The sequence below is a fragment of the Pseudomonas sp. NPDC089758 genome (genome assembly GCF_044748705.1).
Lineage (GTDB): Bacteria > Pseudomonadota > Gammaproteobacteria > Pseudomonadales > Pseudomonadaceae > Aquipseudomonas > Aquipseudomonas putida_X.
The window spans coordinates 157,956-172,704 of record NZ_JBIVGN010000004.1; the positions used below are offsets into that span (position 1 = coordinate 157,956).

At 63.7% G+C, this 14,749-nt stretch carries 11 protein-coding genes and 1 tRNA gene; 10 read left to right on the forward strand and 2 right to left on the reverse strand.

The window, feature by feature from the left end:
* Window positions 1-151: 151 nt before the first annotated feature.
* The 10 genes from ACIPZH_RS07200 to ACIPZH_RS07245 all read left to right on the forward strand — a co-directional run bounded on the left by ACIPZH_RS07200 (window position 152) and on the right by ACIPZH_RS07245 (window position 12,077).
* On the forward strand, window positions 152-1,177 hold the full coding sequence (locus ACIPZH_RS07200) for a TauD/TfdA family dioxygenase (RefSeq protein WP_241804009.1): 1,026 nt from the start codon (window positions 152-154) through the stop codon (window positions 1,175-1,177).
* A 31-nt stretch (window positions 1,178-1,208) separates the two neighbouring features.
* Window positions 1,209-1,994, forward strand: a complete 786-nt coding sequence (locus ACIPZH_RS07205) for a TSUP family transporter (protein WP_241804008.1) — start codon at window positions 1,209-1,211, stop codon at window positions 1,992-1,994.
* A 25-nt stretch (window positions 1,995-2,019) separates the two neighbouring features.
* Entirely contained in the window at window positions 2,020-2,781 is a 762-nt protein-coding gene (locus ACIPZH_RS07210) for an SDR family NAD(P)-dependent oxidoreductase (RefSeq protein WP_267820607.1), read from the forward strand.
* A gap of 128 nt (window positions 2,782-2,909) precedes the next feature.
* Window positions 2,910-5,978, forward strand: coding sequence for a formate dehydrogenase-N subunit alpha (gene fdnG / locus ACIPZH_RS07215; protein ID WP_400635721.1), 3,069 nt, complete (start codon window positions 2,910-2,912; stop codon window positions 5,976-5,978).
* The gene (fdxH, locus tag ACIPZH_RS07220; RefSeq protein ID WP_267820611.1) at window positions 5,978-6,934 is read left to right on the forward strand and encodes a formate dehydrogenase subunit beta; all 957 of its coding nucleotides are present in this window, start codon (window positions 5,978-5,980) and stop codon (window positions 6,932-6,934) included. Before fdnG ends, fdxH begins: the two co-directional genes overlap by 1 nt.
* Entirely contained in the window at window positions 6,931-7,587 is a 657-nt protein-coding gene (locus ACIPZH_RS07225; RefSeq protein ID WP_349975217.1) for a formate dehydrogenase subunit gamma, read from the forward strand. Before fdxH ends, ACIPZH_RS07225 begins: the two co-directional genes overlap by 4 nt.
* 4 nt (window positions 7,588-7,591) lie before the next feature.
* Window positions 7,592-8,518: a formate dehydrogenase accessory protein FdhE gene (fdhE, locus tag ACIPZH_RS07230; protein WP_400635885.1), complete on the forward strand. Its 927-nt coding sequence runs from the start codon at window positions 7,592-7,594 to the stop codon at window positions 8,516-8,518.
* A gap of 110 nt (window positions 8,519-8,628) precedes the next feature.
* On the forward strand, window positions 8,629-10,056 hold the full coding sequence (gene selA, locus ACIPZH_RS07235) for an L-seryl-tRNA(Sec) selenium transferase (RefSeq protein ID WP_241804003.1): 1,428 nt from the start codon (window positions 8,629-8,631) through the stop codon (window positions 10,054-10,056).
* Window positions 10,053-11,975, forward strand: coding sequence for a selenocysteine-specific translation elongation factor (selB, locus tag ACIPZH_RS07240; RefSeq protein ID WP_400635722.1), 1,923 nt, complete (start codon window positions 10,053-10,055; stop codon window positions 11,973-11,975). Before selA ends, selB begins: the two co-directional genes overlap by 4 nt.
* Before the next feature lie 6 nt (window positions 11,976-11,981).
* Window positions 11,982-12,077, forward strand: a tRNA-Sec gene (locus ACIPZH_RS07245).
* A gap of 9 nt (window positions 12,078-12,086) precedes the next feature.
* Here the strand turns inward: ACIPZH_RS07245 and ACIPZH_RS07250 are convergent.
* Both ACIPZH_RS07250 and ACIPZH_RS07255 read right to left on the reverse strand, forming a co-directional pair.
* Entirely contained in the window at window positions 12,087-13,076 is a 990-nt protein-coding gene (locus ACIPZH_RS07250; protein WP_349975220.1) for an asparaginase, read from the reverse strand.
* A gap of 72 nt (window positions 13,077-13,148) precedes the next feature.
* Window positions 13,149-14,591 (reverse strand): sodium:alanine symporter family protein, encoded by a 1,443-nt coding sequence (locus tag ACIPZH_RS07255; RefSeq protein ID WP_241804000.1) that lies wholly within the window; start codon window positions 14,589-14,591, stop codon window positions 13,149-13,151.
* Window positions 14,592-14,749: the final 158 nt, after the last annotated feature.

Below are 14,749 nucleotides of genomic sequence, written 5' to 3' on the forward strand. Positions count from 1 at the left end.
TTACAATGATTGAGTCGATGCAATGCGGCGATGCCTGGAGCGGTATCGCCCTTTCACATCGCCCAGCTGTGAACGGATTCAAAAAAAACAAAGACTGCCGCCTCTGCCCGGCTTGGCACGACACCGAATGGTCAATGGAATAGCACCCGAAATGGAAAGCGCACACCTGCAACAAGCAGCCGAGCCTCAGACGTCACTGGAAATCCGCCTGCCCTGGGTTGTCTCCAGCGCCTGGCAAACCTTGCTCAACAACACCCCGCTCGACTTCGAAACCAGCAAAGAGCTTTACCCGCAACTCAAGGAGCAGGCGCAAGAGGTATTGGGCAAAGCGCTGTGCCAGCAGATACGGGGTTTCGTTGAAGATCCGCAACTGACCAGCATGATCGTGCGCAACTGCCCACGCGATCGCGATGTACCGCCTACCCCTTACTCCGGTGTGCTCAGCCCACGCAGCACGCCAATTGCCTGCCTGGTCAGCCTGACCATGCAGCACCTGATGGGTATTCACCCGGTTGTCTACGAGGGTGAAAATGACGGTCGGCTGTTTCGCCACGTAATCCCGGCCCGTACCTCCTCCAGCCACAAGAGCTCGCATGGCTCGCGGCTGCGGTTTTCCTACCATGTCGACAATCCCGACCTGCCATTGTCTTCCGAGCCGCTGGGGACCGTGTCCTGCTGCCCGGAATACCTGTCGTTCTTCGGCATGCGCTGCGACCCACGTATCAGCACCACCTTGGTCAACCTTGATGCCGTGATCGCAGCGCTGCCCTTGGCGACCGTGCGCGAACTTTGCGACGCGCAATTCGAAATCCGCCGCCCTGACTCGTTCACCGGCAACCGCCGCTGCACTGCCGAGCTGCCGGTGCTGGTGCGTGGCCATTCAGGCGAGTGGTTGTGCCGCTTCGACAGCGAGAACACCCACGGCCTGAACCTGCGCGCCGAGCAGGCCCTGGCCACCCTGCGCGGTTTGTTGGAGACCCGGCGTTTCGATGAGCCACACCTGCTGCTGCCAGGCGATTTCATGATCTTCAAGAACCAGCGTGTGCTGCATGCCCGCGATGGTTTCGAACCCCAGAACGACGGCGCTGACCGTTGGCTGCTGCGGGTGTTCGCGGTCAACGACCTGAACCGGGTGCGCTTCGCCCGGGCCGACCACCTTTACGAAGTGCTCTCCTGATTTCTCTTCATTCATCGACGGAATTACTGCTATGGAACTGTTAGGCGCTTACTGGGCGGAACACTGGCTGCTGGCGATCCTGCTGCTGGGCGCCATTGCCTTTGTCGCGGGCTTCGTGGACAGCATTGCCGGGGGCGGCGGGTTGTTTCTGGTACCAGGGTTTCTGCTGGTGGGCATGCCGCCTCAGGTAGCGCTGGGGCAGGAGAAACTGGTCAGTACGCTGGGCACGCTGGCGGCCATCCGCAACTTCCTGGCCAACAGCAAGATGGTCTGGCAGGTGGCACTGGTCGGCGTGCCTTTCTCACTGCTCGGCGCCTACCTGGGGGCGCACCTGATCGTGTCGATCTCTCAGGAAACCGTGGGCAAGATCATTCTGGCGTTGATCCCTTTCGGCATCCTGATCTTCCTCACCCCCAAGGACCGCCCGATAGAGGAGCGGGCGCTGTCGACGCGGATGCTCTACACCGTCGTGCCATTGACCTGCCTGGCCATCGGCTTCTACGACGGCTTCTTCGGCCCAGGCACGGGCAGCATGTTCATCATCGCTTTCCACTACCTGCTGCGTATGGACCTGGTTTCCAGTTCGGCCAACTCCAAGACGTTCAACTTCGCCTCCAACATCGGTGCACTGGTCGCATTCATCATGGCCGGCAAGGTGGTCTACCTGCTGGCGCTGCCCCTGGTGGCTTGCAACATCCTCGGCAATCACATGGGCAGTGCTCTGGCGCTGCGCAAAGGCAACGACGTGGTGCGCAAGGCGCTGGTGTTTTCGATGTTGTGCCTGTTCACCAGCCTTGGCGTGAAATACCTGGTCTGACATTACCTTCTGGGAGACAAACCTGATGAAAACTGCATTCGTAACCGGCGCCTCCTCAGGCTTTGGCCGGGCCATATGCGCCACCCTGGTTGCCAAGGGCTACCGCGTGATCGGGGGCGCCCGCCGTATGGAAAAGCTGCAGGCGCTGGAGCAAGAACTTGGCGACAACTTCATTCCACTGGCGCTTGATGTGACTGATGGGCAGTCGATCAGCGCAGCGGTGGCGCAGATCAACGAAGCTGCACCGGGCATCGATGTGCTGGTCAACAACGCGGGATTGGCGCTGGGTATCGAGCGGGCCCAGGCCTGCAGCGCCGAGAACTGGCAGCGCATGATCGACACCAACATCACCGGCCTGGCCATGGTCACCCATGCGGTACTGCCGCAGATGGTGCAGGCCGACAGCGGCATGATCATCAACATCGGTTCGATTGCCGGCACTTATCCCTACCCGGGCGGTAACGTCTATGGTGCGAGCAAGGCGTTCGTGCGGCAGTTCAGCCTGAACCTGCGCGCCGACCTGGCAGGGACCCGCGTGCGGGTCAGCAACATCGAGCCAGGGCTGTGTTCCGGGACCGATTTTTCCGTGGTGCGCCTGAACGGCGACCTCAATGCGGTGGATGCCTTGTACCGTGACGTGCAGGCGATCCTGCCCGAAGACATTGCCGCCACGGTTGCGTGGATCGCTGAGCAGCCGCCACACGTGAACATCAACACCCTCGAAATCATGCCGGTGGCGCAGAGCAGTGCGGCCTTGAACGTGGCGCGCAATCTGCCGCCTTGCTGATTACGGTCAATCGCACTTTTGGCATTCTTGGCTAGTCTTAACGGTTGGCGGCATCACTTTGCCGCTACCGTGATGACCCGAGGCGCCGGCAAAGCCCCGAGCGCCCGAAACCTGATCAGGAGTGCACGATGGACCTCAACCGTCGGCAGTTCTTCAAGGTCGCCGCTGTCGGCCTTGGAGGCTCGAGCCTGGCGGCGTTGGGCATGGCCCCGACGCCGGCCTTCGCCGAGCAGGTGCGCCACTTCAAGCTGGCGCACACCAAGGAAACCCGCAACACCTGCCCCTACTGCTCGGTCGGCTGCGGCCTGATCCTTTACAGCCAGGGCGATGCGGGCAAGAACGTCAAACAGAACATCATCCATATCGAAGGCGACGCCGACCATCCGGTCAACCGCGGCACCCTGTGCCCGAAAGGCGCCGGTCTGCTGGACTTCATCCACAGTGAGAGCCGCCTCAAGTACCCCGAAGTGCGCAAGGCGGGTAGCAAGGAGTGGGTGCGGGTGAGCTGGGACGAGGCACTCGACCGCGTTGCCGAACTGATGAAGCAGGACCGCGACGCCAACTTCATCGAAAAGAACGACCAAGGGCAAACCGTCAACCGCTGGGTTACCACCGGTTTTCTCGCTGCCTCCGCCGCCTCCAGCGAGGCCGGCTACCTGACCCACAAGGTCATCCGCGCAACCGGCATGCTGGGGTTCGATAACCAGGCACGTGTCTGACATGGCCCGACGGTGGCAAGTCTTGCCCCGACGTACGGCCGTGGCGCCATGACCAACCACTGGTCAGATATCGCCAACGCGAATCTGGTCCTGGTGATGGGTGGCAACGCAGCAGAAGCGCACCCGTGCGGCTTCAAGTGGGTGACCGAGGCCAAGGCGCACAACAAGGCGCGGCTGATCGTGGTCGACCCGCGGTTTACCCGTACCGCCTCGGTGGCGGACTACTACGCGCCAATTCGTACCGGCAGCGATATCGCCTTCATGGGCGGGCTGATCAATTACCTGCTGAGCACTGACAAGATTCAGCACGAGTACGTGCGCAACTACACCGACGTGTCGTTCATCGTCAAAGAAAGCTATGGCTTCGAAGACGGGCTGTTCAGTGGCTACGACGCGGCCAAGCGTGTGTATGCCGACAAGTCCGGCTGGGGTTACGAACTGGGCGAAGACGGTTTCGCCAAGGTCGACCCGACCCTGCAGCACCCGCGTTGCGTGTTCCAGTTGATGAAGCAGCATTACAGCCGCTATACCCCGGAGCTGGCGAGCATGACCTGTGGCATGCCGCAGGACGCCATGATGAAGATCTGGGAAGAAATCGCCACCTGCTCGGCACCGGGCAAGACCATGACGATTCTCTATGCACTGGGCTGGACGCAGCATTCGATCGGCGCTCAGATCATCCGCAGTGCGGCCATGGTCCAGTTGCTGCTGGGCAACGTCGGCATGCCGGGTGGCGGGGTCAATGCCTTGCGCGGGCATTCCAACATCCAGGGGTTGACCGACCTTGGCTTGCTCTCCAACTCGCTACCGGGCTACTTGAGCCTGCCTGGCGATGCCGAGCAGGACTATGCCGCCTACATTGACAAGCGGGCTTCCAAGCCGCTGCGCCCTGGGCAGCTGTCCTATTGGCAGAACTACGGCAAGTTCCATGTCAGCCTGATGAAGGCCTGGTATGGCGCCAATGCCACGGCAGACAACAACTGGGGTTACGACTGGTTGCCCAAGCTCGATGTGCCGGCCTATGACGTGCTGCGCATGTTCGAAATGATGGGCCAAGGCAAGGTCAACGGTTACATCTGCCAAGGTTTCAACCCTATCGCCGCATTGCCCGACAAGAACCGCGTGACAGCGGCCTTGGGCAAGCTCAAGTGGCTGGTGGTCATGGACCCGCTGGCCACCGAGACCTCGGAGTTCTGGCGTAATGCCGGGCCCTTCAATGACGTCGACACGGCCACTATCCAGACCGAAGTGATCCGCCTGCCCACCACCTGTTTCGCCGAGGAAGATGGGTCGCTGGTCAACAGCAGCCGCTGGCTGCAGTGGCACTGGAAGGGCGCCGACGGCCCGGGCGAGACCCGCACCGACGTGCAGATCATGAGCGAGTTGTTCCTGCGCATGCGCCAGCGCTACCAGACCGATGGCGGCACTTACCCTGACCCGATCCTGAACATCAGTTGGCCCTACAAGCTGGCAGACGAGCCGTCACCGGAGGAACTGGCCAAGGAAATGAACGGCTGGGCGGTCACTGATGTGACCGATCCGACCGGTACGCTGATCAAGGCCGGACAACAGTTGGCAGGCTTCGGCCAGCTCAAGGACGACGGCAGCACAGCGTCCGGCTGCTGGATCTTCGCCGGCTGCTGGACCGAGCAGGGCAACCAGATGGCCCGGCGTGACAACAGTGACCCGTACGGCATGCATCAGGCGCAGAACTGGGCCTGGGCCTGGCCGGCCAACCGCCGCATCCTGTACAACCGTGCCTCCAGCGACCTGCAAGGCAAGCCATGGGACCCGGAGAAAAAGCGCCTGGTATGGTGGAACGGCAAGGCCTGGACCGGCACCGACGTGCCCGACTTCAAGGTCGATTCGCCACCGGAAGCGGGCATGAACCCGTTCATCATGAACCCCGAGGGCGTCGCACGGTTCTTTGCCATCGACAAGATGGCCGAAGGGCCATTCCCCGAGCACTATGAGCCGTTCGAGACGCCGATCGGCATCAACCCACTGCACCCGAAGAACAACAAGGCCACCAGCAACCCGGCCGGGCGGATCTTCGATTCGGTGTGGGACACCCTCGGCAAGCACGACGAATTCCCCTATGCGGCGACGACCTACCGTTTGACCGAGCACTTCCACTTCTGGAGCAAACACTGCCGGCTCAACGCCATTGCCCAGCCCGAGCAGTTCGTCGAGATCGGTGAGGTGCTGGCCAACGAGAAGGGCATCAAGGCAGGGGACCGCGTGCGGGTGTCGAGCAAGCGCGGGCATATCGAAGCGGTGGCGGTGGTGACCAAGCGGATTCGCCCGCTGCAGGTCAACAACCAGACCGTGCACCAGGTCGGCATCCCCTTGCACTGGGGCTTCACCGGCGCGACGCGGCACGGTTACCTGACCAACACCTTGGTGCCCTTCCTTGGTGACGGCAACACGCAGACGCCGGAGTCCAAGTCGTTCCTCGTCAAAGTGGAGAAAATCTGATGGCCAGCCAAGACATCATTGCCCGCTCGGCCACCACCACCGTACCCCCTTCGGTACGCCAGCAAGAGGAAGTCGCCAAGCTGATCGACACCACCAAATGCATCGGCTGCAAAGCGTGCCAGGTGGCGTGTTCGGAGTGGAATGAGCTGCGTGACGAGGTGGGCCATAACCACGGCACCTACGACAACCCCCAGGACCTGACGGCCGAGACCTGGACCCTGATGCGCTTCACCGAACACGAGCGCGACGATGGCAACCTGGAGTGGCTGATCCGCAAGGACGGCTGCATGCACTGCGCCGAGCCAGGTTGCCTGAAGGCTTGCCCCAGCCCGGGAGCGATCATCAAGCACGCCAACGGCATCGTCGATTTCAACCAGGACCATTGCATCGGCTGTGGCTATTGCATCACTGGCTGCCCGTTCAACATTCCGCGCATCTCGCAAAAAGACCACAAGGCCTACAAGTGCTCGCTGTGTTCCGACCGCGTGAGCGTGGGCCTGGAGCCTGCCTGCGTGAAAACCTGCCCGACCGGCGCGATCGTCTTCGGCAGCAAGGACGAAATGAAGGTGCATGCTGCCGAACGCATCGTCGACCTCAAATCGCGTGGCTACGACAACGCCGGGCTCTACGACCCGGACGGCGTCGGCGGCACGCACGTGATGTATGTCTTGCACCATGCCGATACGCCCAGGCTGTATGCCGGCCTGCCGGACCAGCCGGTGATCAGCCCGCTGGTGGGCTTGTGGAAGGGCATCACCAAGCCCCTGGCGCTGCTGGCGATGGGCGCGGCGGTGCTGGCCGGGTTCTTCCACTATGTGCGGGTTGGCCCGCAGCGGGTCGAGGAGGACGAACACCGCAACCCCGCGCCACCTGATGACAGCGTGCACCAGGTGGACCCCGCGGTGCATGTCTATGATCCGAAGCAGCCCGGTGGGCAAGGGGAGCAGCGGCCATGAACGACGAAAAACCCATATTGCGTTACAACGCCAACGAACGTACCAACCACTGGATCGTCGCCATCCTGTTCGTGCTGGCCGGGCTTTCTGGGCTGGCGCTGTTCCATCCGGCGCTGTTCTGGCTCAGCCATCTGTTCGGCGGGGGGCCGTGGACACGGATCTTGCACCCCTTCATCGGGGTGGCCATGTTCGTGTTCTTTCTGTTCCTGGTGGTGCGTTTCTGGCGCGCCAACTTCATCACTGCCAACGACCGCCTGTGGCTGCGCCGCATCGACCGGGTGATGCTCAACAAAGAGGAGGGTGTGCCACCGATCGGCAAGTACAACGCTGGCCAGAAGCTGCTGTTCTGGACGCTGTTGGTGTGCATGCTGGTGTTGCTGCTCAGCGGCCTGGTGATCTGGCGCGCGTATTTCAGCCATTTCTTCGACATCGGTTCGATCCGCCTGGCGTCGTTGGCCCATGCGCTGGCGGGCTTCGTGCTGATACTCAGCATCATCGTGCACATCTACGCCGGTATCTGGATCAAGGGCTCGATCGGCGCCATGCTGCATGGCTGGGTCAGCCGCGCCTGGGCACGCAAGCACCATCAGTTGTGGTACCGCGAAGTGACCGGCGACAAGACGCCGAGTGATCATGGACGTAAAGAAGGATGAAGGCTTGAGCACGATACTCGAACCGGGGCAGATCGAAGCGTCGGCGGTGATGCCGCCGTTCTTGCACCTGCCGCCCGCCAACCTGTTCGAACTGCGCGCCGTGCGCCTCGAGCAGCTCGCTGCAGGGCATGCCCTTGGCGACTATTTGCGTCTGGTCGCACGGCTGTGTCGCATTCAGCAGCAGCTTGTGGATAACCCGCCTGGTGGTTTGCCAGTGGCCGATGACCGGCAGCTCCTGTGCATAAGTCATGGCTTGCCACCCCTGGCAGCCGATGGCCTGGTGCGCGAGGGGGCGTGGCTGGTGTGGTTGCAGGCGCTGCTCGACCGGTTCGACGATGAGGCCGGTGGCCCTTTGGCGGCAGCCTTGCAGGCACTGCGCGGCAGTGACGACAGCCAGCGCAAAGGCTGGGGTGCCGCATTACTGGCAGGGCAGTACGACGCTGTGCCCGTAGCCCTGGTGCCGTTTCTGGGGGCCGCGCTGCAGGCGGCGTGGTCCAGCTGGTTGCTGGGGCTACCGTCACCTGAGCTCAAGCCATCGGGCAGCCAGGCCCAGTGCCCGGCCTGTGGTTCGCCGGCCATGGCCGGGGTGGTACGTAACCGTGGCAAGCACAACGGCCTGCGTTATCTGGCGTGCTCGTTGTGTGCCTGCGAGTGGCATGTGGTGCGGGTCAAGTGCGTGTACTGCGAGGCGAGCAAGGGTTTGCGCTACACCAGCCTGGAGGATGACCGCCATGCGCCGGGCAAGGCGCCGCTGCGGGCTGAATGCTGCCCGGGGTGCAATACCTACCTGAAGCAGAATTATCTTGAGAACGACGCTGCTGCCGAGCCGTTGGCCGATGATCTGGCCAGCCTGGCACTGGATATCCGCTTGGACGAGGAGGGCTTTCATCGGCTGGCGCCCAACTTGATGCTGGCGCCGGGTGGTGGCTGAGTGTCTACACTGCACAATTGAGTTGCTCTCATCGCCCGCAAGCCGGCTCCCACCAAGCGCCGGCTTGTCGGCGATGAGGGCCGAACAGACAATGGATAAGGTAGTACCTGATGTCTTCAAGCCTCGCCAGCAACACGCCACGGCTCCCTTCCATCGACACCCTGCTACGCCACCCGGCCTGCCTCCCGCTGATCGAGCGCCATGGCCGCGACGCCGTGCTTGCCACCCTGCGCCAACTGCTCGACGACCTACGCGAACCTGTTCGCAACGGCCAACTCGGCACTGCCGAACTGGGCGCTGAAATCCTCCTGGGCCGCAGCGGCGAGCGCCTGGCGGCCCAGCAGCGCAGCCAGGTACGCCGCGTCTTCAACCTTACCGGCACGGTACTGCACACCAACCTGGGGCGTGCGCTGTTGCCGGAAGAAGCCGTTGCAGCCATGCAGACCGCCGCCCGCCATCCGCTCAACCTGGAGTTCGACCTTGCCACCGGCAAGCGTGGCGACCGAGACGATCTCATCGAAGGGCTGATCCGCGAGCTGACCGGCGCCGAAGCGGTCACCGTGGTCAACAACAATGCTGCCGCCGTGCTGCTTGCACTCAACAGCCTGGGCGCGCGCAAGGAGGGCATCATCTCCCGCGGGGAGCTGATCGAGATCGGTGGCGCCTTTCGCATTCCCGACATCATGGCCCGTGCCGGTGTACGCCTGCACGAGGTCGGCACCACCAACCGCACCCATGCCCGCGACTACGAAGCTGCCATCGGCCCGCGTACCGGCCTGTTGATGCGGGTGCATTGCAGCAACTACAGCATCCAGGGCTTCACCACCCAGGTGCCCACCGCAGAGCTTGCACGTATCGCCCATCTGCATGAGCTGCCACTGCTCGAAGATTTGGGCAGCGGCAGTCTGCTCGACCTGACCCGCTGGGGCCTGCCCGCCGAACCGACTGTGCGCCAGGCCCTGGCCGATGGCGCGGATATCGTGACCTTCAGCGGTGACAAGCTGCTGGGCGGCCCGCAGGCCGGGATCATCGTCGGGCGCAAGGACCTGATCGCCAGGATCAAGAAAAACCCGCTCAAACGTGCCCTGCGCGTCGACAAGATCACCCTCGCGGCCCTCGAAGCCGTGCTGGCGTTGTACCGCAACCCGGACAGGCTGGCCGAGCGCTTGCCCAGCCTGCGCCTGTTGACCCGCACCCAGGCTGAGATCCACGCCCAGGCCGAGCGCCTGGCACCCGAGCTCAAAGCCCGTCTAGGGGGGCAATGGGCGGTCAGCGTCGAGCCCGCGCTCGGCATGATCGGCAGCGGCAGCCAGCCGGTCGCCCGCCTGCCCAGCGCCGCGCTGTGCCTGCGCCCACAGGTGTCGAAGAAATTGCGCGGGCGCAGCCTGCATGTGCTGGAACGCGCCTTGCGCGATCTTGCGGTGCCGGTACTTGGCCGTATCGACGATGATGCGTTGTGGCTCGACCTGCGCCAACTGGACGACGAAGCCCAGTGGTTGGCGCAGTTACCGGCCCTGCAGCTGGGGCCGGTGCAGTGATCGTTGGGACTGCCGGCCACATCGACCACGGCAAGACTGCATTGCTCCAGGCCCTGACCGGGCAGGCCGGCGATCACCGCCAGGAAGAACGCGAGCGCGGCATGACCATCGACCTGGGCTATCGCTATGCCGCCCTCGCTGAAGGCGCGCCACTGACGGGCTTCATCGATGTGCCCGGCCACGAGCGTTTCATCCACAACATGCTTGCCGGCGCCCATGGTATCGATCTGGTGTTGCTGGTGGTGGCTGCCGATGACGGCGTCATGCCGCAGACCCGTGAGCACCTGGCGATCATCGAGTTGCTGGGCATTCCCCAGGCACTGGTGGCAATCAGCAAGTGCGACCGGGTCGCGCCGGCGCGCGTGGCCGAGGTACAGGCGCAGATTGCGCAACTGCTGGCGCCCGGGCCTTATGCCGGGGCGGCGCAGTTCCCGCTGTCGAGTGTCACCGGCGAGGGGGTCGAGGCGCTGCGTGATGCTGTGCTGGCGGCGGGCGAGCGCTTGAAGCGGCGCAGCGTGCGTGGGGGGTTTCGCTTGGCTATCGACCGCGTCTTCGCGGTCACCGGGGCTGGCCTGGTGGTCACCGGTACGGCGCTGGCCGGGCGGGTCAGCGCGGGTGATACGTTGTCGCTGGGCAAGGCCGGTAAAGCCGTGCGCGTACGCGGTCTGCATGCGCAGAACCAGGCCGCGCTGGTGGCTGAAGCCGGGCAGCGTGTGGCACTGAACATTGCAGCCGAGCGGCTCGCCATGGAGCAGGTGCGCCGTGGCGACTGGCTGGTATCGCAGTGGCTGCCCGCGCCCAGCGCACGGGTGGACATCGAACTGCAACTGCTCGCCGGGGAAGCCCGTCCCTTCGAACATTTCAGTGCCGTGCACGTACATCTGGGCACCCAGGACGTCACCGCGCGGGTCGCCCTGCTCGAAGGCGAGCGCCTGCCTGCAGGCCAGCGTATGTTCGCCCAATTGTTGCTCAATGCGCCGCTGCAAGCCGTGCACGGCGACCGCCTGGTGCTGCGCGACCAGCGTGCCCAACGTACGCTTGGCGGCGGTACGGTGCTGGACCCGTTCGCCCCGAGCCGGCAGCGTCGCAGCGAGGCGCGCTTGCGCCAGTTGAAGGTGCTGCGTGATGCCGAGGGGCTGGAGCAGGCCCTGATGGCCTTGCTTCACAACGCGCCGGGCGGGCTGGACCCGCAGCGGCTGGAGCGCCAGTTCAACCGCTTGCGTGAGGGCTGGCAGTTGCCTGCTGATGTGCAGGTGGTCGCCACAAGGCAGGGCCAGTTGTTGTTCGCCAAGACCCAGTGGCAGGCGCTCAAACATCAGCTGCGCGAACAACTGGTGTCGTTCCATGAGCAGGAGCCCGATCAGCTCGGCCCGGACCGTGACCGCCTGCGCCGCTTCGCCGCTTTGCCCATCGAGCGTCCCGCCTTCGTCAGCCTGCTCGAGGAGATGCTCGGCGAAGGCGTCATTGCCAGCAGCGGGCCGTGGTTGCATCTGCCCGATCACAAGGTGCAGTTGAGCGACGCCGACAGCGCGCTATGGTCGCGGCTGCAGCCAAGGTTGCTGGAAGGGCAGTTCGATCCGCCATGGGTGCGGACGCTGGCCAGCGAAGAACAATGTGCCGAGGCGGATGTGCGCCTGTTGCTCCGAAAGTTGGCCAGGCTTGGCGTCGTGCATCAGGTGGTACGTGACCTGTTCTACCCCGAGACGACGCTACAGCGCATGGCAGAGCTGCTGCTTGGGCAAGCGAATGAAACACCGGTAGTGCAGGTGGCCGCATTTCGCGATATGTTGGGCATCGGTCGCAAGCGCAGTGTGCAAATTCTGGAATACTTCGACCGTATCGGCCTGACCCGCAGGGTTGCCGATCAGCGTCACATCCGCGCCGACAGCGCCCTGGCCCAGCAGCAGGCCAGGCACTGAGTTCAAGGAAGGCAATCGCGCCCGGTGGCGCGGCCGGGCTTCAAACCCGGTTGGGGACGGCAGCCGTTCCCGGGCAGGTTCGACTCCCGCTGCCTTCCGCCAATTTCCTGGTCACGCGCGCTCGCCGCACAGGTCCAGCGCAAACCACGGCTCTGCAGCCTCTGCATCCAGCCCCGCGCCCAGCAGCGCAAACAGCTTACCGAGTGCCGCCTCACGGGTCATGCCACCGCCACTGACCAGGCCGGCACCACGCAGGCGGTTGCCCGCTGCATAGGTATCGAACACCACCGAACCCTCTGGGCACTGGCTGATGGCAACCAGCATCACCCCACGTTGGCGCGCAGAGCGCAGCACGTCGAGCAGGGCCTGGTCATCCGACGGCCCGGTGCCGCTGCCGTAACACTCCAGCAGCAGCCCTTGCACCCCGGTGTCGAGCAGCGCACGCAGGTGTTCGGCCTGCAACCCCGGGAATACCGGCATCACCGCGAGGTTCACTGGCTGGCGCTGCTGGCGATAACCCAACTTGGCCGGTACGTCGCTCGCCCGCTCGCCTTCACGATGACGCGGCAACGCGGCGAAGGCGTCGAACGCTTCGCTGCGAAGCTTCGAGGCGCGGCAGCCCGGCAGCAGCTGGCCATGGAAGTACAGCTGTACGCCATCCTCAAGGCCTTGTTCGAACTGGTGCAGGGCACCGCACAGGTTGTCCCAGGCATCACTGCCCGGTGCACCGGCCGGCAACATAGACCCGGTCAGCAGTACGGGTACCGGCAGGCCCAGCAGCAGGAACGACAGCGCCGCCGCGCTGTGGGCGAGGGTATCGGTGCCATGCAGCACCAGCACGCCATCGTGGCCGTCATTGTCCACTGCATCGACGATGGCATCACGCATTGCCAGCCAGTTGTGCTGCTGCATGTTGGCACTGTCGAGCAGTGGGTTCATTTCCTGCAGCGTCCACTGCAGCTGGGGTGCATCGCTCAGTTGGGCGAAGTGTTCGCGCATTCGCGCATCGAAACCACCGGCCGGTGCCAGCCCTTCGGCGGTTTCGAGCATGCCGATGGTGCCCCCGGTGTAGAGGACGAGAAGATTCTTGACTGCACGCATGGAAAGCATCCGTAGCGGTGAGCGGAGAGTAGGCAGCCGCCCGCGAATGGGGCGGCTGGGCAGGCGAGGATATCAGCGCTGCGGCTGAACTTGGCCGACGGTCGTGTCAGCGGCAGTTTCGGCCTGAGGATTGGCCGGCCAGGCGTCGCGGTCCAGGTCCAGGTCGGCGAATTTGCTCGAGTCGAACACAGGCTGCTTGATGCCGGCTTTGCGCTGGTCATCGTAATCGCGCATCACGCGCAAGCCGACCTTGAACAGCAGGGCCAGGGCGACCAGGTTGACGAAGGCCAGGCAGGTCATGGTGATGTCGGCGAATGCGAACACGGTCGTCAGGTCCTGTACCGAGCCCCATACCACCAGCGCCAGCACCAGGCCACGGAACACCAGCAATACCACGCGGTTGCGGCTGAGGAACTGCAGGCTGTTCTCACCCAGGTAGTAGTTGTAGAGGATGCAGGTAAAGACGAACAGCGACAGCGCGACGCTGACGAACAGGCGGCCCCAGTCACCGACCACCGCGGCCAGCGAGTTCTGGGTCAGGACGATACCGTCACCTTCGAAGCCCGGGGTATAGAAGCCAGACAGCAGGATCAGCAGGGCGGTGCAGGTGCAGATCAGGAAGGTGTCGAGGAACACGCTGAATGCCTGGACCACGCCTTGTGCGCCCGGGTGTTTCACGGCTGCCACGGCAGCAACGTTGGGCGCACTGCCCAAGCCTGCTTCGTTGGCGAACACGCCGCGCTTCACGCCCATGACGATGGCGCTGCCGAGCAGGCCGGCGAATGCAGGGTCCAGACCGAAGGCGCTCTTGAAGATGGTTTCCAGCATGGCCGGCACGTGTTCGATCTGGGTGCCGATCACGTACAGGGTTACGGCGATGTAGGCCAGGGTCTTGACCGGTACCAGCAGGTCGGAGACCGCAGCGATACGCTTGATGCCGCCCAGGAACACGATGGCCAGCAGCACCGCCAGGGCGATACCGGTGTGGCTTGGGTCAAAGCCGAAAGCGTTCTGTAGCGAGTGTGTCACGGTGTACGACTGCAGGCCCATGAAGGCGAAGCCGTAGGTGACCAGCAGCAGGATCGAGAACACGATGGCCATGCTCCTGAGCTTCAGGCCGTGCAGGATGTAGTAGGCCGGGCCACCACGGTACAGGCCATCGCCATCGGCGCGCTTGTATACCTGGGCCAGGGTGCATTCGAAGAAGCTGCTGGCCATGCCCACCAATGCGGTGACCCACATCCAGAACACGGCGCCCGGGCCACCCAGGGTCACGGCGATGCCGACACCGGCGATGTTACCGGCGCCGACGCGGCCGGCCAGGCTCAGCATCAGGGCCTGGAAGGAGCTCAGCTGGCCTGCCTGGCCGCGCAGCGATTCCTTGAACACACTGAACATGTGGGCGAAATGGCGGAACTGTACGAACCGCGAGCGGATGGTGAAGTAACCGCCGAGACCGACGATCAGCACGATGAGAAGCTTCCCCGAAAGGAAATCGTTGAGTGCTTCGAGCATTGGAAAATGACCTCGATTCTTATTCTTCGCATGAAAGACCAGCGGACGGCAGGCGCACCGCTATCGTTGGGGCGCATGGTTGGCCATGACAAGAGTGGTTACAATTTCGCTGGTTGCTCTGAGTTGATGCGACTTGATGCTACACTTGCGCCATTCGC